This window comes from Nocardia cyriacigeorgica, assembly GCF_029868385.1.
GTDB lineage: Bacteria > Actinomycetota > Actinomycetes > Mycobacteriales > Mycobacteriaceae > Nocardia > Nocardia cyriacigeorgica_F.
Window position 1 is genome coordinate 1 of the sequence record NZ_JARWNX010000023.1, and the last position, 25,686, is coordinate 25,686.

The 25,686-nt window shown below is 67.0% G+C and carries 29 protein-coding genes, 1 rRNA gene and 1 pseudogene; 16 read left to right on the forward strand and 15 right to left on the reverse strand.

Annotated elements, in window-relative coordinates:
• Positions 1-15: 15 nt before the first annotated feature.
• Positions 16-132: ribosomal RNA gene (rrf, locus tag QH168_RS03230) — 5S ribosomal RNA — on the forward strand.
• A gap of 68 nt (positions 133-200) precedes the next feature.
• Here the strand turns inward: rrf and QH168_RS03235 are convergent.
• Together QH168_RS03235 and QH168_RS03240 are read right to left on the reverse strand one after the other, a co-directional pair.
• Positions 201-857 carry a response regulator transcription factor gene (locus QH168_RS03235; protein WP_280232876.1) on the reverse strand — a complete coding sequence of 219 codons (657 nt, stop codon included), beginning with the start codon at positions 855-857 and terminating at the stop codon, positions 201-203.
• Positions 854-1,867: a sensor histidine kinase gene (locus QH168_RS03240; RefSeq protein WP_280232877.1), complete on the reverse strand. Its 1,014-nt coding sequence runs from the start codon at positions 1,865-1,867 to the stop codon at positions 854-856. The genes QH168_RS03235 and QH168_RS03240 overlap by 4 nt, the downstream gene beginning before the upstream one ends.
• Before the next feature lie 174 nt (positions 1,868-2,041).
• Between QH168_RS03240 and QH168_RS03245 the strand changes: the two genes are divergently transcribed.
• The 4 genes from QH168_RS03245 (at position 2,042) to QH168_RS03260 (ending at position 4,630) form a co-directional block, all read left to right on the forward strand.
• A complete protein-coding gene (locus tag QH168_RS03245) occupies positions 2,042-2,317 on the forward strand; it encodes a hypothetical protein (RefSeq protein WP_280232878.1) in 276 nt (91 codons plus the stop codon).
• On the forward strand, positions 2,314-2,811 hold the full coding sequence (locus QH168_RS03250) for a CBS domain-containing protein (protein ID WP_280232879.1): 498 nt from the start codon (positions 2,314-2,316) through the stop codon (positions 2,809-2,811). Before QH168_RS03245 ends, QH168_RS03250 begins: the two co-directional genes overlap by 4 nt.
• Before the next feature lie 28 nt (positions 2,812-2,839).
• Complete coding sequence (locus QH168_RS03255; RefSeq protein ID WP_280232880.1) at positions 2,840-4,123, forward strand: ArsB/NhaD family transporter; 1,284 nt, start codon at positions 2,840-2,842, stop codon at positions 4,121-4,123.
• 75 nt (positions 4,124-4,198) lie between these two features.
• Positions 4,199-4,630: a hypothetical protein gene (locus tag QH168_RS03260; protein WP_280232881.1), complete on the forward strand. Its 432-nt coding sequence runs from the start codon at positions 4,199-4,201 to the stop codon at positions 4,628-4,630.
• A gap of 120 nt (positions 4,631-4,750) precedes the next feature.
• Here the strand turns inward: QH168_RS03260 and QH168_RS03265 are convergent, their stop codons facing one another.
• Both QH168_RS03265 and QH168_RS03270 read right to left on the reverse strand, forming a co-directional pair.
• Complete coding sequence (locus QH168_RS03265) at positions 4,751-4,957, reverse strand: DUF397 domain-containing protein (protein WP_280232882.1); 207 nt, start codon at positions 4,955-4,957, stop codon at positions 4,751-4,753.
• The gene (locus QH168_RS03270; RefSeq protein WP_280232883.1) at positions 4,954-5,838 is read right to left on the reverse strand and encodes a helix-turn-helix domain-containing protein; all 885 of its coding nucleotides are present in this window, start codon (positions 5,836-5,838) and stop codon (positions 4,954-4,956) included. Before QH168_RS03270 ends, QH168_RS03265 begins: the two co-directional genes overlap by 4 nt.
• Positions 5,839-6,160: 322 nt before the next feature.
• Here QH168_RS03270 and QH168_RS03275 point away from each other — a divergent pair, with 322 nt between their 5' ends.
• From QH168_RS03275 to QH168_RS03285, 3 genes are read left to right on the forward strand one after another with little or no spacing between them, the layout of a single operon-like run.
• Complete coding sequence (locus QH168_RS03275; RefSeq protein ID WP_280232997.1) at positions 6,161-6,598, forward strand: DNA-directed RNA polymerase subunit beta; 438 nt, start codon at positions 6,161-6,163, stop codon at positions 6,596-6,598.
• The gene (locus QH168_RS03280) at positions 6,595-7,149 is read left to right on the forward strand and encodes a hypothetical protein (protein ID WP_280232884.1); all 555 of its coding nucleotides are present in this window, start codon (positions 6,595-6,597) and stop codon (positions 7,147-7,149) included. The genes QH168_RS03275 and QH168_RS03280 overlap by 4 nt, the downstream gene beginning before the upstream one ends.
• Positions 7,150-7,175: 26 nt before the next feature.
• Positions 7,176-7,469 carry an antibiotic biosynthesis monooxygenase family protein gene (locus QH168_RS03285; RefSeq protein ID WP_280232885.1) on the forward strand — a complete coding sequence of 98 codons (294 nt, stop codon included), beginning with the start codon at positions 7,176-7,178 and terminating at the stop codon, positions 7,467-7,469.
• A gap of 2 nt (positions 7,470-7,471) precedes the next feature.
• On the opposite strand, the gene QH168_RS03290 is transcribed toward QH168_RS03285, so the two are convergent.
• On the reverse strand, positions 7,472-7,870 hold the full coding sequence (locus QH168_RS03290; RefSeq protein WP_280232886.1) for a MerR family transcriptional regulator: 399 nt from the start codon (positions 7,868-7,870) through the stop codon (positions 7,472-7,474).
• A 110-nt stretch (positions 7,871-7,980) separates the two neighbouring features.
• Between QH168_RS03290 and QH168_RS03295 the strand changes: the two genes are divergently transcribed.
• The 3 genes from QH168_RS03295 to QH168_RS03305 all read left to right on the forward strand — a co-directional run bounded on the left by QH168_RS03295 (position 7,981) and on the right by QH168_RS03305 (position 11,430).
• The gene (locus QH168_RS03295; RefSeq protein ID WP_280232887.1) at positions 7,981-8,703 is read left to right on the forward strand and encodes a VTT domain-containing protein; all 723 of its coding nucleotides are present in this window, start codon (positions 7,981-7,983) and stop codon (positions 8,701-8,703) included.
• 275 nt (positions 8,704-8,978) lie between these two features.
• Positions 8,979-10,328 (forward strand): hemolysin family protein, encoded by a 1,350-nt coding sequence (locus QH168_RS03300; protein WP_280232888.1) that lies wholly within the window; start codon positions 8,979-8,981, stop codon positions 10,326-10,328.
• Positions 10,329-10,335: 7 nt separating this feature from the next.
• Positions 10,336-11,430: a hemolysin family protein gene (locus QH168_RS03305; protein WP_280232889.1), complete on the forward strand. Its 1,095-nt coding sequence runs from the start codon at positions 10,336-10,338 to the stop codon at positions 11,428-11,430.
• On the opposite strand, the pseudogene QH168_RS03310 reads toward QH168_RS03305, so the two are convergent.
• The 5 genes and pseudogenes from QH168_RS03310 to QH168_RS03330 all read right to left on the reverse strand — a co-directional run.
• Positions 11,366-11,908 (reverse strand): annotated as a pseudogene (locus QH168_RS03310) (DUF6328 family protein); the annotation flags it as partial. The gene QH168_RS03305 and the pseudogene QH168_RS03310 overlap by 65 nt on opposite strands.
• Before the next feature lie 116 nt (positions 11,909-12,024).
• Positions 12,025-12,195, reverse strand: coding sequence for a CDGSH iron-sulfur domain-containing protein (locus tag QH168_RS03315; RefSeq protein ID WP_280232998.1), 171 nt, complete (start codon positions 12,193-12,195; stop codon positions 12,025-12,027).
• Between the two features lie 10 nt (positions 12,196-12,205).
• A complete protein-coding gene (locus QH168_RS03320; RefSeq protein WP_280232890.1) occupies positions 12,206-12,862 on the reverse strand; it encodes a HemK2/MTQ2 family protein methyltransferase in 657 nt (218 codons plus the stop codon).
• 28 nt (positions 12,863-12,890) lie between these two features.
• On the reverse strand, positions 12,891-13,913 hold the full coding sequence (locus tag QH168_RS03325; protein WP_280232891.1) for an iron-containing redox enzyme family protein: 1,023 nt from the start codon (positions 13,911-13,913) through the stop codon (positions 12,891-12,893).
• An 89-nt stretch (positions 13,914-14,002) separates the two neighbouring features.
• Complete coding sequence (locus QH168_RS03330) at positions 14,003-15,130, reverse strand: zinc-binding dehydrogenase (protein ID WP_280232892.1); 1,128 nt, start codon at positions 15,128-15,130, stop codon at positions 14,003-14,005.
• A 163-nt stretch (positions 15,131-15,293) separates the two neighbouring features.
• Here QH168_RS03330 and QH168_RS03335 point away from each other — a divergent pair, with 163 nt between their 5' ends.
• The 3 genes from QH168_RS03335 (at position 15,294) to QH168_RS03345 (ending at position 17,845) form a co-directional block, all read left to right on the forward strand.
• The gene (locus QH168_RS03335) at positions 15,294-15,860 is read left to right on the forward strand and encodes a TetR family transcriptional regulator (protein WP_280232893.1); all 567 of its coding nucleotides are present in this window, start codon (positions 15,294-15,296) and stop codon (positions 15,858-15,860) included.
• Between the two features lie 39 nt (positions 15,861-15,899).
• Positions 15,900-16,664 (forward strand): glucose 1-dehydrogenase, encoded by a 765-nt coding sequence (locus tag QH168_RS03340; protein ID WP_280232894.1) that lies wholly within the window; start codon positions 15,900-15,902, stop codon positions 16,662-16,664.
• 272 nt (positions 16,665-16,936) lie between these two features.
• The gene (locus tag QH168_RS03345) at positions 16,937-17,845 is read left to right on the forward strand and encodes an alpha/beta hydrolase (RefSeq protein ID WP_280232895.1); all 909 of its coding nucleotides are present in this window, start codon (positions 16,937-16,939) and stop codon (positions 17,843-17,845) included.
• A 1-nt stretch (position 17,846) separates the two neighbouring features.
• Here QH168_RS03345 and QH168_RS03350 read toward each other — a convergent pair whose 3' ends face one another.
• From QH168_RS03350 to QH168_RS03370, 5 genes are all read right to left on the reverse strand, one after another.
• Entirely contained in the window at positions 17,847-18,449 is a 603-nt protein-coding gene (locus QH168_RS03350; protein ID WP_280232896.1) for a TetR/AcrR family transcriptional regulator, read from the reverse strand.
• Positions 18,450-18,604: 155 nt separating this feature from the next.
• On the reverse strand, positions 18,605-19,474 hold the full coding sequence (locus tag QH168_RS03355) for a short-chain dehydrogenase/reductase (protein WP_280232897.1): 870 nt from the start codon (positions 19,472-19,474) through the stop codon (positions 18,605-18,607).
• On the reverse strand, positions 19,474-20,937 hold the full coding sequence (locus QH168_RS03360; protein WP_280232999.1) for a flavin-containing monooxygenase: 1,464 nt from the start codon (positions 20,935-20,937) through the stop codon (positions 19,474-19,476). The genes QH168_RS03355 and QH168_RS03360 overlap by 1 nt, the downstream gene beginning before the upstream one ends.
• Before the next feature lie 75 nt (positions 20,938-21,012).
• The gene (locus QH168_RS03365) at positions 21,013-22,056 is read right to left on the reverse strand and encodes a PDR/VanB family oxidoreductase (protein WP_280232898.1); all 1,044 of its coding nucleotides are present in this window, start codon (positions 22,054-22,056) and stop codon (positions 21,013-21,015) included.
• Positions 22,050-22,973 (reverse strand): metal-dependent hydrolase, encoded by a 924-nt coding sequence (locus tag QH168_RS03370; protein ID WP_280232899.1) that lies wholly within the window; start codon positions 22,971-22,973, stop codon positions 22,050-22,052. The genes QH168_RS03365 and QH168_RS03370 overlap by 7 nt, the downstream gene beginning before the upstream one ends.
• 98 nt (positions 22,974-23,071) lie before the next feature.
• On the opposite strand from QH168_RS03370, the gene QH168_RS03375 reads away from it, so the two are divergent.
• Positions 23,072-23,674 (forward strand): TetR/AcrR family transcriptional regulator, encoded by a 603-nt coding sequence (locus tag QH168_RS03375; protein WP_280232900.1) that lies wholly within the window; start codon positions 23,072-23,074, stop codon positions 23,672-23,674.
• Positions 23,675-23,974: 300 nt separating this feature from the next.
• Positions 23,975-25,636 carry an ABC-F family ATP-binding cassette domain-containing protein gene (locus QH168_RS03380; protein ID WP_280232901.1) on the forward strand — a complete coding sequence of 554 codons (1,662 nt, stop codon included), beginning with the start codon at positions 23,975-23,977 and terminating at the stop codon, positions 25,634-25,636.
• Positions 25,637-25,686: the final 50 nt, after the last annotated feature.

Below are 25,686 nucleotides of genomic sequence, written 5' to 3' on the forward strand. Positions count from 1 at the left end.
ATAGTTTCATAGAGTTACGGCGGCTATAGCGGTGGGGAAACGCCCGGTCCCATTCCGAACCCGGAAGCTAAGGCCACCAGCGCCGATGGTACTGCACTCGACAGGGTGTGGGAGAGTAGGACACCGCCGGAACATCCTTTCACGAAAGCCCCCCGACCACGGTCGGGGGGCTTTCGTCGTTTCTATGGTTCGGGAACGGATTACGGCTCTATCAGCCCGGCGCGAATGGCATAGCGGGTCAGAGCCAGACGATCGCGGAGGCCGAGTTTCTGCAAGATATTGGCGCGGTGGCGGTCGACCGTCTTGACGCTGATCACCAGATCCCCGGCTATTTCGCGGGAGGAATAGCCCTCGGCGACGAGTTTGACGATCTCCTCCTCACGCGGGGTGAGGACCGTCTGGGGGAGCGGATCGCCCTGGGTGGCACGCTCGAGCCAATCCCGGATGAGAGAGTTCACGGCGCCGGGATACAGGTACGGTTCGCCGCGCAGGGTGGCTCGGCAGGCCTCGAGCAAGTCGCGGTCGGCGACGGATTTCAGGACGTAACCGGACGCGCCGACACGTAGCGACTCGAAGAAGTACTGCTCGTTGTCATACATCGACAGCATGAGGATGCGCACGCCGGGGTTGTCGCGGTTGATTTCGCGGGCCGCCTGGATGCCGGTCATCCTCGGCATGGCGATATCGAGGATCGCGAGATCGACGGGCACCTGCGTGAGCTGCTGTACCGCCTCATAGCCGTTGGCGGCTTCGGCGACCACCGTGAGATCGGGTTCGGCGTCGAGGATCATCCGCAGACCGGAACGGACGAGGGCATGATCGTCGGCGAGCAGGATTCGGGCCGGTGCGGTGCTCATGATCGGCTTCCTCCGTGCGCTCGCGGGATCCGCAGGCAGACCTCGGTGCCGTGTCCCGGCGGGGCTTCGATGGTCAGATCGGCATCGACGAGCAGCGCACGTTCGCGCATACCGCGGATACCTGCGCCCTCCTCGTCCACGCCGCCGCGGCCGTCGTCACGCACCCGCAGCACGAGCGAATCCCCATGCATACGCAGACTCAGCTCGACGCGGCGGGCCTCGGCGTGGCGGGCGATATTGGTCAGACTCTCCTGCGCGATGCGATAGCAGACCAACTCCACATCGGGAGCCAGCCGGGGCAGATTGCGGTCGACATCGCGGGTCACGGTGATCCCGGCGGTGGAGGCGAACTCGCTGCACAGCGCGGTGAGCGCGCTGGACAGACCGAGATCGTCCAGCACATCGGGCCGCAACCGGCGCGCGATCCCACGCACTTCGTCCAGACAGGAACGCACGGTCTCCTGCGCACCGTGCAGGACATCGACGACATCGTCGGGTGCGCGGTCGGCGGCGCGTTTCATCGACAACAGTGCGACGGTGAGGCTTTGGCCGATCTCGTCGTGCAGCTCACGGGCGATGCGCTGCCGTTCGCCCTCCTGGGCGGCGAGTGCGGAAGCGCTGGCAATGGCGCGTTCGGACTCCAACCGCTCCACCATGGCGTTGAACGAGTCGATCACGCGCGACATATCGCCGTTGCCGCGTTCGTCGAGCCTGCCGCTGCGGCGCAGGGGGTCCACGCGCTGCATGGAGGCGATGAGCTGGTCCAGCGGTGCGAGGCTCGACCGCAGCAGGAAGGCGTTGGCCGCGAGGATCACCGCGAGCCCGACCAGCAGGACCGGTATCTCGGTCAGCCGCACCCGCGAGGACACCGTGGCGGGTGATAGCGCCAGCACCAGGGTGCCGAAGGTGAACACCGATCCGTTGATGAGGAAGATCCGCCGGAACAGGGCATCCGCCGGTGTCCGGGTGTGCCGCCGGAACAGGCCGATTCCACTTTCCGGACGGTCCATGACCCCAGTGTGGCCGCTGGTGCACATGGTGTCCATGGGGTGCGCCACCCATTCCGCTCCCCGGCACTACATAGCGTCTGCCCACACAGATGGGTATGGGCACCGATAGTCGCCGACCCTGCCCGTCGCCAAGACTGAGATCGACAACGCAGACGGTGGCGGGAGGTGCTCGACATGGACGTCGACCGCACCACTGTGCCGGGTAAGGGCACCGTGCACCATCTGCTGACCCGCAGTGGCGCCCGGTTCGCTCTGGTGGCAGGCAGCGACGGGAGCAAACACGTGCTGGTCTACGACACCGTCCGCGACGAACCCGTCCAGTCCATCGCCTTGGAGCCCGACGAGGCGGATCAGTTCGCCGAACTCTTGCACAGCGCGCCGATCCCCGATCGGGTGGCTCGCCTGGAACGGCTGATGGACCAGCTCACCGGCGAGCGGAGCCGCTCATGACCACTGTTTTCCCGCACGCGCGACGGGGCCAATCGATGCAAGCACATGAGATCGCGATCCAGCTGCCGACCGTCCACCCCGGTGATCCGGTGGCCAAGGCGATGCGGTTGATGGTCGTCAACCGGCTGCCGGGGATGATCGTCGTCGATGACGACGATCGTCCCGTCGCCGTCCTGCCCGGCACCCAGGTGCTGCGGTTGGCGATTCCCAGCTCGTATCAGGACGATCCGGCCCTGGCCCGCACCATCGATGAAGTGCACGCCGAACTGTTCTGGCGTGATCCCGGCCATCTCACGGTGGGTGACTGCTTGCCCGAGCGTTCGGCCAAACCCGCCATCGTCCGCCCGGATGCGACGCTGCTCGAGATCGCGGCGCTGATGGCGCAGCGGCACAGCCCGCTGGTCGCGGTGGTCAACCATTCGCGCACGTTGCTCGGTGCGGTGACACTGGAACGTCTGCTGATCAGCCTGGCCGTTGCCGGTCCCGAAGACTGACCGCCACCCGGCCGAGGCGAGGTGAGCGATGAACCAGCTGGTGGCCGTTGCCATTTTCATCGGGGCGTTCTGGTTCATCGCGACCGAACGGGCCGACAAGGTCAAGATCGTGCTCATCGGCGCGGGGCTGATGACCATCTTCGGTCTGGTCCCCGGCGAGGAGGTGTTCTACAACGCGCATGCGGGCATCGACTGGAATGTCATCTTCCTGCTGCTCGGCATGATGATCATCGTCGGTGTCATCAAACAGACCGGGTTGTTCGACTTCCTTGCCATCTGGGCCGCGAAACGTTCACACGGTAATCCGTTCCGGCTCATGGTGATGCTGATGATCATCACCGCGGTGGCTTCGCCGATCCTGGACAATGTCACGATCATCATGCTCATCGCGCCGGTCACGATCGTCGTCTGCGATCGGCTCGGGATGGCGGCGCAGCCGTTCATCATCGCCGAAGTGCTCGCGGCGAATATCGGCGGCGCGGCCACCCTGGTCGGTGATCCGCCCAACATCATCATCGGTAGCCGAGCGGGATTGAGCTTCAACGACTTTCTCATTCATATGGCGCCAGCGGTCGCGGTGATCTTCATGCTGTTCGTGGTGTTCACGCGCTGGTTGTTCCGTGCGCATCTGCGACAGGAATCCGAACACATCACCACGGTGATGGCGTTGCAGGAACGGCGGGCCATCACCGATACCCGGCTGCTCACCCGGTCCTTGCTCGTGCTCGGCGGCGTGATCATCGGTTTCGGGTTGCATTCGGTGCTGCATGTCGCGCCGTCGATCATCGCGTTGCTGGGTGCCGGGGCGATGGTGCTGATCTCGCGGCTCGATGTGGGCGATGTGCTGCGCGAAGTCGAATGGGGCACCCTGGTGTTCTTCATGGGGTTGTTCGTGATGGTGGCGGGGCTGGTGCATACCGGTGTGATCGACCGGATCGGTGACGCCGCCGTCGCCGCGTTCGGCGACAACCCGCTGCTCGCCTCGGCGACGCTGGTGTTCGGCTCGGCGGTCGTCGCCTCGTTCATCGACAATATTCCGTATACGACGACGATGGCGCCGGTGGTCGAAGGGCTCGTGGACCAGACACCGGATCCCGCTCAGGGGCAGGCGCTGTGGTGGTCGTTCGCATTCGGCGCCGATTTCAGCGGTAACGGGACGGCGGTCGCGGCCAGCGCCAATGTCGTCGCCCTGGATATCGCGCGCCGCGCCGGGCATCCGATCACCTTCTGGCAGTTCACCCGGTACGGAATCGTGGTGACAGCGCTCAGCAGCATCCTGGCGTGGATCTATATCGCCATGCGCTATTTCTGATCGGATCGCGATCGGTCGGCGGGCGCTCGTGGCAGACTCGGAGGCGAACCGACCGCACGACGAGAGGGATCAACGATGCGCACCCACCTTCGGCGATTCGGGCCCGCCGCCGCTCTCGGCGTCATCGCGCTGGCGACGGTGTTCACGGCGCCCGGAGCCACCGCCGCGGTGACCGGAGTGAGCGTGGCCGCCGGACCGGAAGGCCTGCGCACCGGATGCGCCGTCACGGTGACCGCCACTGTCGACGCACCGCCGTGGGAGGCGGGCGAGATCACGATCATCAACAGCGGCGGATCGGTCCCCGGAAACGGTGAACGCCTCGGCCAGGCGGTGTATCACCCCGAGAACGGGACGGCGACGTTCGAGTGGACACCGAAATACACCGGACGACAGAACATCACCGCTCAGCAATTCACACCGGGGCAGTACACGTCCTCGAAGTACATCGAGGTGGATGTACAGGGCCGCGGTATCGACGCCGGGAGTTCCTGCCTGCCCCTGCCATGAGGGGCAGACGAGGCGGGCACCCAGAATCCGGGATTCGACCTCCTCGGCGAGTTGGAGCAGGCCGGGCGGCCTCGAACGTAGCTCTGACGCTCGAGACCACCCAACCTCGCCCCGGTGTGCTCAGCCGCGGTCGAACTCGGCGTGACGGAGGCTGGTGGTGAAGGCGTCCCATTCGGCTGGGGCGAAGACAAGTGCCGGGCCGGTGGGGTTCTTGGAGTCGCGGACCCCGACCAACCCCTCGTCGAGGTGGGCGACTTCCACGCACTGGGCGTTCGATTCGCTATGGCGACTCTTGAACCATCGTGCACCGGCTAAGTCGACGTTCACCGCTGGTCATGCTCCCTTGCTACCTGCCGGAGCAGGTCTCGCGTTCTCGCTTCATCCAGTGCCTGGTACCGGATGAAGTCAGCGAGCTCAGTGTAACGCTGCACGTCTTCTCGCTTTTCCAGGTACATGTCACTGCTCATACCGCCGTCCAGGTAAACAACCGGTGGCTCTATCGGTGTGCCCTTCGAAGTCGTTCCGAAATCGAGGATGACAAACGGCCCAGTCATCAATCCCCAGGCCAAACCGGCCGAGTAAGGGTGGACGCGGAGCGTGATGTTGTCGCGTTTGCCGACCTCCGCGAGTTCCCGTAGCTGTGCAGCCATGATTCGCGGGCTCCCAACCACACGATGCAGCGCGGACTCGTGAAGGAGTACTTCCAACTGGAGCGGGCTTGCCTTGCGAGTCACGATTGCCTGTCGTTTGAGCCGGACCTGCACGCGTCGTTCGATGTCATCTTGACTGTCGAATCCGGGGAACGCCGCAATCAGCGCGCGCGCGTAGTCCGGGGTTTGTAGCAGACCGGGGACTTGTTCGCAGTACGACAGGAGGCGCCGTGCCGAGGTCTCCATACCGACGTACATGTTGAACGCGTTGCTGAACATTCCGCCGAACGCGGTGACATCAGGGTTGTTCGCTGCCTTGATCGCCAAGTCGACGGCCTGCTCGGTCTCGATTGCGGCTACTTCGTAGAGCTCACACAACGCGCGCACATCCTGCTTACGCAGCTTCTGTGGGCGCCCGGTCTCCATGCGTTGTAGCGCGGCTGTACTGAGCTGAACCTCCGCAGCTGCCGCCGCGATTGTCAGGCCGCGACCCTCTCTCCGCTCTCTCAGGAACCGTCCGAGCTGGCGGCGAAGCAGCGTGGGTGACTCCTCTGACATCAAGGCTCCCTCTGAATTGAGTTTGACCGCAGGCGATTTTGAATCCATGGTCTCGCAAATCTGACGACTCTCGTGGGACTTTGAACGCATTGGTTTGAAGATTCAGATGCGTTGCAGCCGAGAGCGTGGCGAGTGGTCTCCTTGTGGGGCGCCCGGCAGGGAGGACGCCAACCCGGACCCCTCCGCAGCTCCCGTTCCCGGTGCCGGTCATCCACCGGGCCGGGCGCACCCGAACACTTCCGACTACCTGACTCGAGGTCTGCTCATGGAGCACATGGCGTGTGGTGACACTCCGGTGTCGCGGTGCGAGTTCTATCGCAGGGTGTGTGGTTTGGCCGCTGTTGTGCGGCCCGGTACCGGGCGGATCGTCATGCCAGCGGGGTCGGTGTGGGCGTTACGGATGACCGCCGGGCTCGGGCAGGCGGTGCGCCACGACCTGCATTCCCGGCGGTATGCGGTGGGGCCCATCGTTTCTCATCCGCGGTCGGGTACCTGGACGTTTCTGGTGCGGCCCGATCTGCCGGAATCGGATCGGCTCTTCGCGCAGCTGTACGGCGTGGGGGTGGCGGTGCACCGGTACGGCGGGGAGATCGCGTTGCCGTCGCCGGGGGATCGGCCGTTCACCATGCGGCAGTGGGTGGAACCGCTGCGCGACCGGTTCCGGCCTTCGGCGGCAATGGTGGTGGCGGCGGTCAGCCGGTGCCTGCCGGTCGGGAAGATCGATCTGCGGCTGCTCGACGACGAGCCGACCGCACGATGATGGATGCCGATGGGGGAGAGGCGATATCGACCGTCCCGGCTGCCGACGATTCCGGTGCGCTCGCGCGCCCACCACTGCTGCCGGATGCGGGCCGCCTGTTCCGGGTCTTCTGCGCGGTCGATCCGGTGGATGATCCGCTGGTTCATTCGGCCGTGGCGGTGCTGTCGGTGTGGGTTCGGCATTACGAATTGAGGTGCAGGCCGATGCTCGGTCGGCTGGCGGGGCAACTCGACCTCTACATCTACCTGATCGACTGCCATGCCGAAGACATCGTCGCCCGCCGGACCATCGCGCCGGAGGGCGACGAAATGCACTACACCTACGGCGAACACGTCGCGTTGCTCACCTCCGACTTCGTCCGCTACAAACGTGAACAATCCAGCCCCGGCGGCGTCACCGACGAACAGGCCCTCCATCACCACCGTCACTGGCAGGGATTCGACACGATGGTGGCCGCCGTCCATGCCGGTGCCGTGCGGCTGAAACCGCCGCGCGATCCGTCGTCACCGCGATTCACCGCGCCGCATCGCCCGCCGCGCGTCGAGGAGTGATTCCCCGGACTGTGAGGATGTATGGAGTGATCACCGAGCATGCACTCTTGAATGTCGTTCGCGGCCGCGAGGCCGACTTCGAAGCCGCCTTCGCCGAGGCCCGCGAGATCATCGCGGCGAGGCCCGGCTTCGGCAAGCTCACGCTCTCACGGTCGATGGAGTCGCCGGGCACGTACCTACTGCTCGTCGAATGGGACAGCCTCGAGGACCACACCGTCGGATTTCGCCGGTCGCCGGACTATCAGCGGTGGAAGGCGCTTCTGCACCACTTCTACGATCCGTTCCCGACTGTCGAGCACTTCCGGCCGGTGTGCGAGTGATCTCAGAGGATCGGCAGGTCAGGTGGGAGCTGGAGGGCTACCGAGACCAGGGAGTGCACTCGGGCGGCGATGATGTCGAGCAGGCCCTGGATCTCGGCGGGCGCCTTCTCGGCGGCGGTCTGGAGGTTCTTCAGATCGCCGTCGATCTGGGCCAGGGCCTTGCCGGTATCGCCGGGGCGGGCGTTGAGGGCGGCGGCGATCTCCTCCAGCGGGATGCCCTGGGCTTCGAGACGCTGGATGAGGTTGATGCGGTCGACGTCGCCGGGGTGGTACAGGCGGTAGCCGCCCGCGGTGCGCTCGGCGGGGGTGAGTAGCCCGAGGCCGGTGTAGTAGTCGATGGTCCGGTTGCTGACTCCCGCACGGGTGGCCAATTCGCCGATCCTGACCAGGGTGTCGGTCATGGGCCTCCTTTCGCGCGGCGGTGAAACGATACAGCGCTTGGCGGCCCGGCTGCGAGGAGCGCCACGCAATACCCAAACCATACAGTCGCGCGTGTTACTGTGGGACCGCGATGACCACTTACCTCTCGGCCGAGTCGATCACCCATCTGGCGCTGCTGCCCGGATTCCTCGACCCGGTGAACCTGCTGAATTCCTTCGGTACCTGGATGCTCGTCGGCCTGCTCGCCGTCGTGTTCATCGAATCCGGGCTGCTGTTCCCGCTGCTGCCGGGCGATTCGCTGCTGTTCACCGCCGGACTCATCGCCGCATCGAAATCCACCGAGATCGAGCCCTTCGCGCCGATCTGGTTGCTGCTGATTCTGATTCCGGTGGCCGCCATCGCCGGTGATCAGGTGGGTTATCTGATCGGAGCGCGCGGCGGCACCGCGCTGTTCAAGAACGACGACGCGCGGCTGTTCAAGAAGAAGTACATCGACGAATCGCACGAGTTCTTCGACAAGCACGGGCCGATCACCATCGTGCTGGCCCGATTCGTGCCCATCGTGCGGACTTTCGCGCCGGTCGTCGCCGGTGCGTCCGGTATGCGCTATTCGGTCTTCGCGCTCTACAACATCGTCGGCGGTGTGCTGTGGGGTGCGGGCGTCACCTATCTCGGCTATCTGCTCGGGCAGATCGCGGTGGTGCGCGAGAACATCGACCTCATCTTCCTGCTGATCGTGGCCGTGTCGGTGCTGCCGATCGTCGTCGAAGTGGGTAAGCGGATGCTGGCGGGCAGGGCCGACAAAGGAGCCGACGCCGAATCCGCGGACGTCGAGGAAACAGTGCGGTCCTGAACGTCATTCGCGTCGACCGAACGAATCGTCGGACCGCGAATCCCTCCTCCGCCCGCATCGACCGGTTCCGGCATCCGAACCGTGTCGCGTCGATCTCCCGCATCCGGCCGACGCGCCGATATCGTTGGGCACCCGTCCCGGCGTCTCGGGCGTACCGGTCGGGGACGGTTGCTCAGTTCTGTCGTTCCATCCACGGAGAGACATATGAAACGCGCTTCGCGCATCTGCCGACAACCCGGCTCGCCCCTGCCACTGCCGCCACGCGGTGAGACCTCGTGCTGACCGCGGCCAGCATTGCCCTCGGCGTTCTCGTCGTGCTGCTCATCACGGCGCTGACCGGCTATTTCGTCGCTCAGGAATTCGCCTATATGGCGGTCGACCGCTCCCGGTTGAAGGCACGCGCCGAAGCCGGTGACACACCGGCGCAACGAGCGCTCGGCGTCACCCGCCGCACCTCGTTCATGCTCTCCGGCGCCCAACTCGGCATCACCGTCACCGGGCTGCTGGTGGGTTATGTCGCCGAACCGCTGATCGGCCGTGGTCTCGGTGAACTGCTCGGCGGTATCGGGGTACCCACGGGCGTCGGCATCGCGGTGGGCGCCGTGCTGGCGATCGCGTTCTCCACCCTGGTGCAGATGCTGTTCGGTGAACTCTTCCCGAAGAACCTCGCCATCGCCAGGCCCGAACCCGTCGCCCGCTGGCTGGCCACCTCGACGACGGTCTATCTGAAACTGTTCGGCTGGCTGATCTGGCTGTTCGACCAGTCGTCGAATCTGCTGTTGCGTGCCCTGCGGATCGAGCCGGTACACGATGTGGAGCATTCGGCCACCCCGCGCGACCTCGAGCACATCGTCGCCAGTTCGCGCGATGCCGGGGAGCTGCCGCGGGAGCTGTCGACCTTGCTGGATCGCATCCTCGACTTCCCGACCGCCAACGCCGAGCATGCGATGATCGCGCGTTCTCGGGTCGACACCGTGCATATCGACGACCCCGTCGACGCGGTGCTCGCCCGCATGGGCACCGGGCACACCCGCTATCCGGTCGTCGGTTCCTCGAGCGACGATCTGCGCGGCGTCATCCACCTGCACGATCTGCTCGCCGGTCCGGTCGAGGGTACGGCTGCCGATCATCTGCGCGAGGCTGTCGTCGTACCCGGATCGCTCGCGCTGCCCGAGGTCGTCGCCCAACTGGACGCGGCCGGTGACGAGATGGCACTCGTGGTGGACGAATACGGCGGTTTCGCCGGAATCGTCACGATCGAGGACATCGCCGAGGAGCTGGTCGGTGAGATCGCCGACGAGCACGACACCGGACCCGATACCGATATCGTCGCCGAGCGCGACGGCTGGCTCGTCGCGGGTGATGTGCATCTGGACGAGATCGAGCGCGTGCTCGATGTCGAACTGCCCGCGGGGGACTACGAGACGATCGCCGGACTCGTCATCGCGGTATTCGGTGGGTTGCCCGACGCGGGTACCCGAGTCGCGATCGAACTGGAACCCAGTGGCGCCGACTACATCGCCGAACATCCTCCGGCCGCGCGCATGCTCGACGCCGAAGTGCGGACGGTGGCCAACCATGTGCCCGCCTCGGTGTTCCTGAGCCTGCGCACCGAACAGAAGTAGGTCGGCGATGAGTAGTCCGTGGGTCGTCGCGGTGGTCACGATCGGGTTGATCGGGGCCAGCGCCTTTTTCGTCGCGGTCGAATTCGCGTTGATCGCCGCGCGCCGTCACCGGCTCGAGGACGCCGCCGCCACCAGCTCGGCGGCCCGCGCCGCACTGCGCAGTTCCTCGGAACTGTCGGTGCTGCTGGCGGGTTCGCAGCTGGGCATCACGGTGTGCACGCTCGCGCTCGGCGCGATCACCAAACCGGCCGTGCATCATTGGCTCACCCCGCTGTTCGAGCGGATCGGTGCACCGTTGTGGGCGGCCGATATCGCCGGGTTCGTGCTCGCGCTGGTGATCGTGACCTTCCTGCATCTGGTGGTCGGGGAGATGGCGCCCAAATCGTGGGCCATCGCGCATCCCGAACGCTCGGCCACCATGCTCGCGATCCCGATGCGCGCGTTCATGGCGGTGACCCGGCCGCTGCTGAAACTGTTGAACCAGATGGCGAACTGGTGCCTGCGCCGCGTCGGTGTGGCGCCGGTCGACGAGGTGGAGTCCGGTCAGGACCCGGTGGCGCTGCGTCATCTGGTCGAGCATTCGGCGACTGCGGGCACGCTGGACGAGCGCTACCACGGCAACCTCATCAGCGCGCTGGAGCTGGAGCAACTCACCGTCGGCGATCTGATGCAGCCGGACACGTCCCCCGACGCCGTCACCCCCGACGCGCAGCGGGACACGATCCAGCAGAGGTCGCGCGCCACCGGCCATCTCCGGTTGCTCGTGCGCGACGGTGACGGCTACCGCGGCGTCGTCCACGTGCGAGACAGTCTCACGGCCGCACCGGACGCCACGGCCGCCGAGATGATGCGTCCGGTACTCACCCTGACGGCGACCACACCCATCTACGAGGCGTTGCGCACCATGCGTGAAACCCGCACCCACCTCGCCGTGGTGACCGACGCCGACGCCCCCGCCGGATTGATCACCATCACCGATGTGCTCCGCCGCCTGCTGCCGACCGCTGCGGGTGAACCAGTTCAGCGGGTGGAACAGGTCGACGGCGCATCGGCTCCACCAGCCACACCGCCAGGAACACCCCGGCCGTCACCACCCCGGTGATCACCGCGACCACCGGGCCGCCGACCACATCGACGATGAGCACGGTCACCCCGCACATGGCGACACCGAGCAGCACCAGACCCGCCATCGTGAACCGGTGCGAGGCGGTCACGATGGTCTGCAAGCGGTGTCGGCGGAACAGCAGCCGATGCCACGACACCGGCGCCACCAGGAAGATGGTGCCGCCGACCGCCGCACCCGCGGTGACCAGGTACACCGCGCGCATACCGGAGTCGAGCGAGTCGAACGCGGGCTGGAAGGGCAGGATCATCAAGAAGCCGGTCAGCAATTGCACACCGGTCTGGAGGACGCGCAGCTCCTGCAACAGATGCGCCCAGTTGCGGTCGAGGCGCTGGGTCGGGGTTTCGGCTCGGGCACGCCAGTTCCAGATGTCGTGAGCGGCGCCCGTGTTGCGGGCCGGGCCGTCCTGGTGTCCTGACCAGGTATTTTCCTCTGAATGCGTACGACGTGCCGACATGGCTTCCTCTGCTGGTTCCGCGACGGCCCGGTAGGGCCTGGTTGCGGCGTACCCGGCACAGTCGAGGTCATTCAGTTGTTTGCGGTCCGGGTTCGGGTTTCAGAGACGGCGTGTCGTCATTCGCGGCGATGGCGGCGGTGGCTGGTGTCGCACAGCGGGTAGCACTTGGATCGGTGGCACGTGCAGATCGCGACCTGAAATCTGTCGGAACGGACCGTGCGTCCGTCGGCGGTGACCAGCTCGACGGGGCCTTCGACGAGGAGCGGACCGTCCTTGGTGAAGCGCATGCGCACGGGTTCAGGCTCGGGTTCGGTCGGCACGGATCACCACCAGCTCCTCATGTCGTTGTCCGGGCTCGATGAAGCCTTCGGCGGTGAGCCACCGGGCCCGTGACCGCATGACCGGACCGAACGGAATCCGGGTCCGGGCCACGACCGCCGCTTTCAGTCCGCTAGCGCGCAATCTGGACAGCGTGAGATGGGGCCCGCTGATCGCCGACTGCACGAGCAAGGCGACACCGTTGTGGTCGAGCAGACTCGGCAGTCGGGCGCACAGCGGGTCGAGAACGGCTCGCCCGCGTCCACCCGCATCCCACGCACGGGCGCCGCCGCGGGTGCGGACCCCATCCGCGACGGGGACATACGGCGGGTTCGCGAGCACCACATCGAAACGGCGATCACGGATCACCGTGCGGAAGTCGCCGTGCACCAGCTCCACCGCGAGCCGGCGCAGCCGCATGTTCATCCAGGCCGAGGTCAACGCGGTCAGGGAAATGTCCACCGCGGTGACCGTCGCGGCACCGGCCCTGGCCGCCTCGATCGCCACCGCGCCGGTACCGGTGCAGATATCGAGCACCCGGCCGCCCGGCACGAGTCCGGCCTCGGTCATGGCGCGGGCGAGTAGCCATGAATCGGCCTGCGGACGGTAGACGCCGGGGGCGCGAATGAGTCTCATGTGAGGGGCATATCCCGTTTCGGGCGAGTCATTCGTGCTGGTCGTCGGGTTGTGTCGGCAGCACGGACGGATCGAGTAGCGAACTGCGTCCGGCCCGCCAGCTGTCGACCACATGGTCGCCGAAACGGTCCTCCAGCAGATTCGTCGCCTGGATGCCGAAGACGATCGACGGGATCAGCGCGGGTTCGCGGACGGCCAGATCCCCGATGACGTCGTGGCGCATGACCTGCTCGTGTACGGCATCGGCCTCCACGTGCTCGCGGTAGAACAGCACGCAGGCCGGATCGGCGTCCATCTGCTCCAGGATCTCCACCAGCCGCGCGGAGGCGGGTGGGGAGGTGATCTCCACGGTGGCGAAATGGCCGACGAGCGCGCCACGCCATTTACGGTGCAACCCGAACAGCGACATGGTGTTGACCAGCGCGATCATCGGGGTCGGTACCGCGTCCACATAGCGCAGATATCCCGGATCCAAACCGGCACCGGTGAGCAGATCGGCGTAGAGCTGGGCATGGATGCGCTCGCCGCGCCCGCCACCGAACTCGTCGAACTCCACCGCGACCACCGACGCCTTGGCCTGACCACGCAGACGCGGGATCACCCAGGCGTATGGATCGGCTTCCTTGTGGTGGTAGATGGAGCGGTGCACGAAATATTCGCGTAGCTGCGTCCAGTCCTGGTGTTCACGCAGGTGCTGGGCGACGCCGGGTGCGTCCAGGGGTGCGGTGAGCAGGTGGTTCAGTTCGCCGTCGAGGTCGTCCCCACCGGCGACGTCCTCGCACAGTGCCTCCGACCAGGCGTGCTCGAGTTCGGCACGCAGACGCAGCAGGCCGGGATCCCATTCCCAGCCGGGGTCGACCACCTCGAAACCGTGATAGTGCAGCTCATAGCAGGTGTGCAGGGCCAGATGCAGATCATCGCCATAGGGGTCGATATGCCCGGCGGGTGGCACGGGATCACCCGGCTGCCCGGTCAGCGTCTCCATGATCGCGGCCGACAGCGGGCCACGAGGCCGCGGCAGCACGGCATGTTCGTCGATCACAGGGGACATGTCATCGGCGTACCCGGTGCCGCCGAGCGCAATCGCGCCTCGACGGTTCCGGCGGCGGCCGGTGCCCCGGCTGTTCGGATCAGCTGTGCTCAGGCGGTCGTCTCGGCGGGTTCGTCGAACATGATGACCTGGCGAATCGCGAGTCCGTCGGCGAGCAGATCCATCGCCTCGTTGATCTCGGCCAAGCCGATGCGGGAGGAGATGAGCTTGTCGACGGGCAGTTTGCCCTCCCGCCACATCTGCGCGTAGCGGGGGATATCGCGGGCCGGGACCGCGGAGCCGAGATAACTGCCGACGACGGTGCGCGCCTCCGCGGTGATGGTCAGCGGGGAGATCGAGGCCCGCGCGGCGGGTGCGGGCAGGCCGACGGTGATGGTGGTGCCGCCGGATCGCGTTGCGGCGAAAGCGGTTTCGAACGCACGCGGGTGTCCGGCGCATTCGATGACGTAGCGGGCCTTGATCGCCTGCTCGGCGATCTGCTCGGGGGTGTAGACCTCGGTCGCGCCGAGCGCACGTGCCTGCTCCAGTTTCTCCGCGACGGTGTCGACGGCGATGATCCGGTGCACGTCCTGTGCCTTCGCGGTGATCACCGCCGCCATACCGACACCGCCGAGCCCGACGACCATCACCGAATCCGTCGGCTGCGGGCGGGCCACGTTGAGGACGGCGCCGCCGCCGGTGAGGACGGCGCACCCGAGTACCGCGGCGATATCGGGCGGGATATCGGCGTCCAACGCAACGGCAGAGGCGCGGTCGATCACGGCGTAGGTGGCGAAGCCGGAGACGCCGAGGTGATGGTGGACGGTGTCGCCGTCGCGGGTCAGATGCCGTGAGTGGTGCAGCAGCTCGCCCGCGTTATTGGTGCGGGTGCCCACCGAACAGGGCAGGCGTCCGTCCTCGGCGCAGGCCTCGCACTGTTCGCAGCGTGGTAGGAACGACATCACCACCCGCTGACCAGGGTCGATATCGGTCACCGCGGCGCCGGTCGACACCACGATTCCGGCCGCTTCGTGTCCGAGCAGCATCGGTGTCGGCCGCAGCCGGTTTCCGTCGACCACGCTCAGGTCCGAATGGCAGACGCCCGCCGCCTCGATCCTGACCAGCAGTTCGGTGGGGCCGGGCTCGCCCAGCTCGACCTCGCCAACGGTGATCGGCCGGGACCGGGCGAACGGCCTGGCCCGGCCGGATTCCTCGAGGACTGCTCCGGTGATCTTCATCGGCTACCTGACTTCGTGATGTGGCCCGGCCGGTGGCCGGACATGGCGGTTCGTAGAGCCGTTCCACGATATGACCGCAGTCATCACATGTACACGACCCCGCCGTGCCTGCCGGACGATTTCGAATATGGCAGTTTCTGCCACTAAAGCGTAGGCTGCGGATATGGCACGGAAGCCATTGGAACCGGAAGCGCTGGTAGCGATATCCCGCACCTGCGCCGATCTGTTCGTCCGCGCGGGCGGCTCCTCGCCGACGGTGGCCGCGCTCGCCGCCGCGGCCGGGCTCGCCGAGCGCAGCTTCTACCGCTATTTCCCGACCAAGGAGGACAGCCTCCGGCCGCTGTTCGACGACGGCAATCACGCCTTCGCGGCGGCGATCGCCGCCCAGCCGGCCGAGGACGGGTTCGCCGATGTGCTCGTGCACGCCTTCGAACGCACCTTCGCCACCTCGGTCGACGAGCAGTCGCGCGCGATCATGGCGACGGTCTTCGCCGATCCCGCGCTGCGCCGGGTGTGGCTGGAAGCCAGCTACGAGACGGCCGCGATCATCCGGCCCGGCGTGGCCCGCCATATCCGGGCCGAGGAGTCGGCCGTCGACACGACCGTCGCCTGTGGTCAGGCGGTGCTGTTCGTGATCGCCGGGCTGACCCATATGGTGCGCGACGGCCTGTCCTCCGGGGAAGCCGCCGCCGCCATCGCCGACGCCATGTTCGGGCGCCCCGAAACCTGAGCGGTGCCACATCCGCACCGCGAAACGAAAGGAACATCAATGAATCTCGCAGATAAGGCCGTCCTGGTCACCGGTGGTGCACGAGGTCTCGGTGCGGCCTTCGCCCGCGGTATCGTCGCCGCCGGTGGACAGGTGATGATCGGTGACCTGCTCGACGAGGAAGGTGCCGCCGTTGCCGCCTCCCTCGGGGACAACGCCCGCTACGTGCACCTCGACGTCACCGATCCGGCGGGCTGGCAGGCCGCCGTCGACGCCACCGTCGCCGCGTTCGGGAAGCTGAACGGGCTGGTGAACAATGCGGGTATCTCCGCGTCGGGCCAGCCGGTGGCCGATGAACCGCTCGACACCTTCCAGCGGATCATCCAGATCAACCTGGTCGCCGTACACACCGGCATCCACACCGCCGTACCGGCCATGCGCGCCGCGGGCGGCGGGTCGATCGTCAACATCTCCTCCGCGGCCGGACTCATGGGCATGGCGTTGACCAGCGGATACGGCGCCGCGAAATGGGGTGTGCGCGGTTTGACCAAGATCGCCGCCGTCGAACTCGGACGGGAGAACATCCGGGTGAACTCGGTGCATCCCGGTATGGTCTACACGCCGATGACCGCACCCACCGGTATCAGTACCGAACCCGGCGCCTTCCCGAACAACCCCTTCCAGCGGGTCGGCCGCGCCGAAGAACTCGTCGGTGCCGTCACCTATCTGCTCAGCGATGACGCCTCGTACACCACCGGCGCCGAACTGGCCGTCGACGGCGGTTGGACGGCGGGACCGTCGGTGGAGTACATCATGGGGCAGTGAGTGGGCCCGATCTCGGAACGCCCATCACGATCAATCGTGCCGCCCGACAGGTTCGGCCCTCGTCATCACCACCGGTCCGGTGCATTCCGCGAGTCCGATCGGTCGCTCACAGAGCCGGGCGGGCGATCCGTGGGCGGGTCACGAATGCGAGTAGCCGGGCCGAACAAGTCTCTAGAACTCGGATAACAGCAGTTCGGAGTGCATTTTCCGGCAGGCGGGGTAGGCGTGGAACACGAGTTGTCCCAGCGTCCGGGCGCAGCGAGGCTTGATGCATGGAATACCTCCGATACGCCCAGTTCCTGCCCGCCGAATACCGACGCGAGCCGATGGTCACCCCGGAATCGACCTGGTGGTCATGGCGGGAGCGGCAGGTGCACGTCGCCCGCGCCACGGCCCCCGATGCCTCGGTGCGGGTGCTGGCGGTGCACGGGGCGGGTGGTCACGCCGGGCTGATGTGGCCGTTCGCAGCGCTCGCCGTGGCGGCGGGCGTCGAGGCGATGGCGATCGATATGCCCCTGTACGGCGACACCGTGGAACCGGACCCGCGGTCGGTGCGCTATACCGACTGGGTCGAACTGCTGTGTGCGTTCGTCCGCGCCGAAACCGAATCCGATGCACGGCCGTTGATCGTGTTCGGCGCAAGCATGGGCGGAATGCTCGCCTACGAGGTGGCGGCGCGCACCAAGGCGGTGACGCATCTGGTGGTGACCTGCCTGCTCGATCCGGCGGATCCGGCCGCGCGCCGGGCCGCGGTCCGCTGGTCGTTCACCGGTGGCCTCGCGCCGACCTTGTTGCGGTCGGCGCGGCCACTGGCAGGCGGGCTCCGGCTGCCGATTCGCTGGCTGGTCGATATGAAGAACATGAGCCTGAATCCCGAGGTGTCGCGCTCGTGTGCCACCGACTCGAAGGGTGGCGGTGTGCGGATCCCGCTGGGATTCCTGGCCGACTTCCTCGATTTCGCGCACACACCGCCGGAGTCCTTCACCACGACACCGGTCACCCTGGTCCATCCCGCGGCGGACCGGTGGACGCCACCGGAACTGAGCAGGCGTTTCCTGGAACGGATCGCGGCGCCGACCCGACTCACCCTCCTCGAGGGCTGCGGGCATCTTCCGATCGAGGAACCGGGGCTCGGCCAGCTGAAGGCCACGCTGACCGAGGTGCTGGCCGAGACCGTCTAGTTCACCGTTGCGCGGTCGGTGCGGCGATGATCCGGCGGGCCAGCAGCATCAGCGCGTCCACGTCGAGGCGGTGCCGGGTCAGGACGCGATGCAGATGCGCGTCGATCGCGTGGACCAGCGTCCGCGCCAGATACACCGGGTCGGCGCCGCCGTGGCCGCACCGTTCGAGGTGGAAGGCGACTTCCGCGACGAGATGATCCTCGAATGCCTGCACCGCCTCGACTTCCTCGGGCAGCCGCGGCGCGACCCGGTGCAGCAGTGCGTGCAGGGCCGGTCGGTCGCGGTGCAGATCGACCACCGCCTCGACGATCGTCCGCATGGTGTCGTCGAATTCCGGTCGTGTGACGCGCAATTCGGCGAAGACAGCGTCGAGCCGGACGGTCGCCTCGGCCAGATGCCGTTCGGCGATCGCCCGCAACAGGGCGTGCTTGTTCGGAAAGTACTGGTACAGGGTTCCGACCGACAGCCCCGCCCGTTCGGCGATCCGATTGGTGGTCGTCGCCAACCCTTCCCGCGTGAACATCTGCGCAGCCGCCTCGAGCAACGTGTCCACCGTCTCCCTGGACCGCCGCTGCCGCGGTGCTTTGCGCACGAACTCACTCATCCTTGTTCCACCGTAGCCGGACGCACCCGGTGCCCGCGCTGGGTCGTGCTGGATTCCGTGCGGGACGGTGGTGTCGGTGTGGACGTCGAGCTTGCCTCCCCCGACGCCTGGTTGCGCTCCTGGGCCGACCAGGCGTGCCCGCTACCTCTGCGGGGTCAGCGGCGCAGTTCCAGTCGATGGATCAGTTCGTGCACCTTCTGGTCCGCGGCGAGGCGGCTGTCGAGAACGATATTGATCGCTCCGCGCAGCAGTGCGTACGGTTCCCAGCCGATGGGGGCGATGGTGCGGGGTGCGCGGCGGGAGATGCCGTCGGCGATGGTGCGTGCGGCCTGTTCGGCGGTGATGCGGACGTTCAGTGGCCACGGGAGCATGGCGTCGAGATCGGCGCCGAGCTCGTCGGCATCGAGCATATCGTGGGTCATCGCGGTCTCGACCACGCCGAAATAGGCGATGCCCGCGCTGGCGCCGACGGCGGCGAGTTCGACCCGCAGGGCGCGACCGAACTGTTCCACCGCCGCCTTGCTCATCATGTAGGGCGAACCGCCCATGCCCGGCGCGAACGCCGCACACGAGGACACCACGACCACATGGCCTTTCGCGGCGATCACCGCGTCCAGCGCCGGATGCACGGTATTGAACACACCGGTCAGGTTGATCCCCATGACGCGATCGAATTCGCGCGGGTCCATGGTGCGCACGGTCGCGGGCGTCGGCGTCACACCGGCATTGGCGACGACGATATCGAGCCTGCCGAAACGGTCGACAGTACGGTGCACCGCCTGCGTCATCTGCGCCCGGTCGGCGACATCCGCGCCGAGGGCGAATGCCCGCGGTCCGAGGGCGCGCGCCGCTGATTCGGCCGCCGCCGCATCGATGTCCACCAGGACGACGGAGGCACCGCGGGCGTACAGGATCTCCGCCAACTCCAGTCCGATGCCCTGGCCCGCACCGGTGATCAGTGCGGTGGTGCCCGCGACGCGGTAGTCGCCGGACCGGCCGAACGGGTTGAGTGCCCTGAGGTCCATCAGGCGGTCACCTCATAGGATGCGGCGTCGAACTTGCTGGTGCGGCGGCGGTATTCGAAACTCCAGTTGGGGTACAGGCCCGAATTGGCGCCGTCGGTGGTGGTGTAGTAGCTGGTGCAGCCGCCGGTCAGCCATACGGTCGAGGCGCTGCGCTCGGCCATCTCGCGCACGAACGCGTCCTGCACATGCCTGCGCACCTCGATCCGCCGGGCGCCGAGATCCCGCATCGTGGTGAGCGCGTCGACGATATAGGCGATCTGCGATTCGATCATGTAGATGGCGGACTGATTGCCCGCCGCACCGAACGGCGCGAGGGTGGCGAAGAAATTCGGGAACTCCGAAATCGCCGTCCCGAGATAGGACTGCGGCCGCTGCTGATACAGATCGGCGAGGGAGCGGCCCTTGCGTCCGACGAATCGGTCGAATATCGAGGGTGTCGGCTCGAAGCCGGTGCCGAAGATGATGGTGTCGACCGGAATCTCCTCGCCCGCCCAGGTGCGGATGGAATGCGGTCCGACCTCGGCGATCGGATCGGTGACCACCTCGACATTCGGCTGATCGAGGGCCGGGAAGTAGGCGTCGGAGAAGATGGCGCGTTTGCAGCCGATCATATAATCCGGGGTCACCTTCTCCCGCAACCGCCGATCGCGGATCTGGCGGCGCAGCTGGAAACGGCCGAGCAGCTGGAAGGGATGGCGGAACCGGTTGTCCACGAAACCCACCAGACCGAAACTCTCGATCAGGGTGTACCAGGTGCCGCGCAGGGCCTTCTGGGTCAGCGGCACGCGATCGAGCAGCATCCGTTCCAATGCGACGGTCCGCCGATCCATCCGCGGCACGATCCACGGCGCCGAACGCTGGAAGACGGTGAGCTGTCCGGCCTTCGGCTGGATCTCGGGAATGAACTGCACCGCGGATGCTCCGGTGCCGATGACCGCGATGCGCTCGCCGGTCAGATCATGTTCGTGATCCCAGTGCAGGGAGTGGAAGGCGGTGCCCGCGAACGATTCCAGTCCGGGCAGCGACGGATATTTCGCCTCCGCGAACACCCCCGCCGCCGAGATCAGGAAATCGGCGGTGAGCTGCCCGCGTGAGGTGTCGATCCGCCAGTGCGAGAGTCGCTCGTCCCAGTGCGCGCCGAGCAGTTCGGTATCGAACCGGATATGGCGCACCACATCGTGTTTCGTCGCCACCGACCGGAGATAGTCGAGGATCTCGGGTTGCGTGCCGTAGGTGCGTGACCAGTCCGGGTTCGGTGCGAAGGAATAGCTGTAGAGGTGGGAGGGCACATCGCAGGCGCATCCGGGATAGGTGTTGGCCTGCCAGGTGCCGCCGAGATCGCCCGCGCGTTCCAGGACGATCAGGTCGTCGAACCCGGCTTCGCGCAGTTTGACGACCAATCCGATGCCGCCGAATCCGGCGCCGACGATGGCGATTCGGGTGTGTTCGGTGGGTGCGGGCATGGTGGTGGGCTCCTCGTCGGATCGGGTGGCTGCGTCGCTGCCGACGAGCTGGTGCGATGCGGTCATGGTGCGGGCTCAGAGGTCGACGACGAGCGTGTCGCCCACCGCGCGGGAGACACAGGTGAGCATCTGATCGTCGCGTTCGGCGGAAGTGAGCAATCGGTCGCGGTGGTCGACCTCCCCGGCGAGGACGCCGACCCGGCACGTCCCGCAGAAACCCTGCCGACAGGAATAGACGACATCGGGCAGCACGCGACCGATGGCGGCCAGCGCGGTTTCCTCGGCGCCGACCCGCACCGTCCGGCCGGTGCGGGCGAGGGTCAGGTCGAACGCCCTGCCGTCCGCCACCGGCCGCGCGGAAAAGCGTTCGGTGTGCAGTGAACCCGAGGGATTCCGCGCGAAGAAGACGCGTTGCGCCTCGGCCAGCACCGGTGGCGGTCCGCAGACGTAGACGGCGGCGCCCGGCGCGGCGTGTGCGAGCAGGTCCGCGATCCGGGGCGTACCGAATTCGTCGTCGGGCCGGATGGCGGCGGTGCCCGGCACCTCATCGAGAAATGGCATCGAGGTGCGTGACCGGCCCAGATAGATCAGCTGCCCGCGTGCACCCGCGGCCCTCGCCATCGGCAGGATCGGGGTGATGCCGATTCCGGCGGCGAGGAACAGGTATGACGGGGCATCGACGAAGGTGAACGCATTGCGCGGCCCGCGTACGCGGAGCCGGTCACCGATCCGCAGATCGTCGTGGATTTCGATCGAACCGCCGCCACCGTCGGCGAGGCGACGCACGGCGATCCGGTAGCCGAACGGATCGGCGGGATCGCCGCAGAGCGAGTACTGACGTTGTCTGCCCGATGGCAGGAACACGTCCAGATGTGAGCCCGGCGTCCAGGACGGCAGCCTGCCGCCGTCGATGGCGCGCAGCGTGAGCACCCGGACGTCCCCGGCCTCGAGGGAGCTGGCGGCGATGCGGAGATCCAGATCGAAACCACTGCGCCGTAACGGCTTCGGTTGCGACAGCAGTGGTGCGGCCGGTCCCGCGACGAAGAGCTGCTTGTACACATCGACCGCCGTGGCCAAGGCGCGCAGACCGGCCGGAGGAGCGGGGCGGTGCGTCACCATGCCTCCAGATGGTCGGCGCCCGCCGCGGATTCCGCCGCGGTGCGGGCGGCGGGTGAATGGGCAAGGTAGCGCAGCGCGTTGTCCATCGAACCCAGTTGTGAGGGATGGAAACCCGGCCGCAGATACCGCGGCATCTCGGTGAAGAACACCGTCCAGCTCGGTATGACGCCCCGCGCGGTCGCGCTGAGGAACTGGAGCGGCCAGAACCGGCCCTTGTGCGCGGAGGGATCCTTGCGATACAGGTACGCCGTCGAGACGATGAACAGCGGCAGCAGCGTCGCGGTGGCCAGCAGCGCGGTCCGGGCGCGGCGGGCATAGCTGCCGTCGAGATGCATATAGGCGTCGAAGACGACACTGCGATGTTCGACCTCCTCGGCGCCGTGCCAGCGGACCAGATCGAGCATCGTCGGATGCATGCCCTTCTGTTCGAGCACATCCGCCTCCAGCAGCCATTCACCGATGACCGCGGTGAAATGCTCCATCCCGGCGAAGAGTCCGAGGCGTTCCTGTAGCCAGGTGCGTTTCGCGCGCCCGGACAATCCGTGATCGCCGAGCACCCGATCGACGAGCCAGGACACCGCCTCCACGTATCCGTCGGCGTCCAGTCCGAGCGATTGCAGATGCTTGCGTGCGCCTTCATGGCTGCTCGCGTGCATGGTCTCCTGTCCGACGAAACCTTGCACTTCCTCCCGTAGTCGCGGGTCGTCGATATGGGGTAGCGCCTCCGCCAGCGCCATGGCCATCGCGCGCTCACCCTCGGGGAGCACCAGGTGCATCACGTTGACGATGTGGGTGGCCAGTACCTCGTCGGGGATGTAGTGCATGGGCACCGAATCGAAGTCGAAGTGCACGTCGCGGGCATGGATCGCGTGCGCTTCCTCCTGGTAGGGACGCTTCGTCGCGTCGATCTCCGCCATGCGGTCGACGGTACAGCGCAACAAAATGCTTTGCAATGTTGCGGCAACAAAATATTTGCAAATGTTGCAAGTTGGGCCGTGGTTGCTACCGTTGGGTCGTGACCACCGCACCGTCTGGCGCCGACGCCACCGATTCGATCGAATCGCGAATTCTCGATGCCGCGCTGGTGCAGTTCGGCCAGCTCGGTTTCAAGAAGACCACCATCGAAGACATCGCCCGCACGGCGGGCGTCGATCGCGTCACCGTGTACCGGCGCATCGGTTCCCGCGACGATGTGGTGCGCGCGGTGACACTGCGTGAAGTGAATGCCGTTCTCACCGAACTGGACGAGGTCGCCGCCCGCAACGACACCTTCGCCGATCTCGTCGCCGATATCTTCGTCACCATCGTCACGCGGTGGCGCGCCCATCCGCTGGTGCAGCGCATGCTCACGGTGGAACCCGACCGGGTTCTGCCGCAGCTCACCACCGAAGGTGGTCCGGCATTCATGGTGTCGACGGCGGCGGGCACCGCCGCGATCCGCACCGCGGTCGAGCGCGGCATGCTCGCGGATTCGCCCGATCTGAACACGCGGGTGGAGATCGCCTGCCGGTTCGTGCATTCGCTGCTGGTGCAGCCGGTCGGCTCGATTCCGCTCGATACCGACGAGCAGATGGCCGAATTCGCGCGGCGCTATCTGGCGCCCATCGTCACCGGCTGAATACTCGCTGACGGACGGCGGTCGTTTGTCCGGGTGCCCGCGGCACCGGGCGCAGGTGGTGACCCGATTCGGTCGGCCAGGGGTGGCGTCGGCGGAAAAACGGTGGGCAGGGTCGAGGCGAGCTGTTAGCCTCGGCGTCGTGCATATGTACTTCCTGTAATACACACGAGCCCCGGTCCGCCGATGCGGATCGCGAGTGGCTCTTGCCGGTGACCCGTCGCGCCCTCTGCGCGCATTCATCGATCACGGCAACGCATCTCACCCCGCGAACGCGGATGAGGTGTGCCCGAAGGAAGACCTATGACTCTGTGGATTCAGCCTGCCCGTGAGCGGGCCCAATTGACCTGCACGAACATTCACGTCCACCGTGGTGAGCGCACGGTGCTCGCCGGTGTCGACATGACGGTCTCGCCCGGTTCCCGATGGGGGATCGTCGGCGAGAACGGGCGCGGAAAGTCCACGCTGCTCCAGGTATCGGCGGGTCTGCTCGCCCCCGATACCGGCAGTGTGCGGCGGATCGGCACATTGGCCGTGGCGGCGCAGGAAATGCCCGATCAGGATCGGCGCACCGTCGGCGACGTCATCGACGAACAACTCGCCGCCGCGCGTGCCGCGATCGTCCGGCTCGACGCGGCCGCCGCCGCATTGGCCGACGGAAGTCCCGGCGCGGATACCGAATACAGCGCCGCACTGGATCTCGCGCAGCTGCTCGACGCCTGGGACGCCGACCGGCGCGTCGATGTGGCCCTGGCCGGGCTCGGCGCGGAATCCGATCGGGCTCGACGGCTGGACACCCTGTCGGTGGGCCAGCGGTACCGGGTGCGCTTGGCCGTGCTGCTCGCCGCCGGAGACGATTTCCTGCTGCTGGACGAACCGACCAATCATCTCGACCGCCCGGCGCTGGAATTCCTCACCGCGCGGGTGCGTGCCTATCCGGGCGGTGTGGTGGTGGTGAGTCACGACCGCGCGCTGCTCACCGACGTGGCCGACACCGTGCTCGACCTGGACCCGACACGCGACGGCGCACCACGCGTCTATGCCGGTGGTTACGCCGGTTACCGCGAGGGACGGCGGGCCGAATACGAGCGCTGGCAGCAGGAGTACGACCAGCAGCGGGCCGAACGAACCAAGCTGGCCGACGATCTGTCGGCGGCGCAGAACCGCCTCGTCACCGGCTGGCGCCCGGACAAGGACACCGGCAAACATCAGCGCGCCACCCGCGCCGGATCGGTGACCCGCGCGGTGCACCGGCGCCAGGACGAGCTGGAACGGCATCTCCTCACCGCGCCCACACCGCCGCGACGCTTCGGGATGCCCGAGCTGCCGCCGGTGCCGGGTGTGACGTTGATGCGGGCGGAGCAGGTGACGGTCGCCGACCGGCTGCACCGCCCGGTTGATCTGTCCCTGGACTCCGGTGACCGGCTGGTGATCACCGGCGCCAACGGCGCGGGCAAATCCACCCTGCTCGAGGTGTTGGCGGGTGCGTTGACGCCGACGTCCGGGCAGGTGCATCGGGCGCGTAAGGCGCGGATCCAGTTGTTGCGGCAGGAGTCGCGGCGTGCCCCGCAGCGGTGCGCCCGCGAGCTGTACGACGCCCATGTCGCCGGGTTGGTGAGCGACGGCGTGCTGGCCGAGTCGGAGGTCATCGGCCTGTCGACCCTCGGCCTGCTCGGCGCCCGCGAGGTGAACAAGCGGGTGGGTGAGCTGTCGATGGGGCAGCAGCGTCGCCTCGATCTGGCGTGCGCACTGGCCGCGAGGCCGCATGCCCTACTGCTGGACGAACCGACCAACCACCTGTCCATCGGCTTGGTCGACGACCTCACCGAGGCGCTGACCGCGACCGCGGCGGCAGTGGTGGTGGCGACTCACGACCGACAGTTACAGCGCGATGTGGCGGACTGGCCGCAGCTCGATCTGGGAATGGATACCGCGCGGCACGATCGGGTTCGGTCCGGGACGTGATGAGCCCGCCGGCTATTCATGACGCGAACGTGCTCACCAGGTACGGCGCG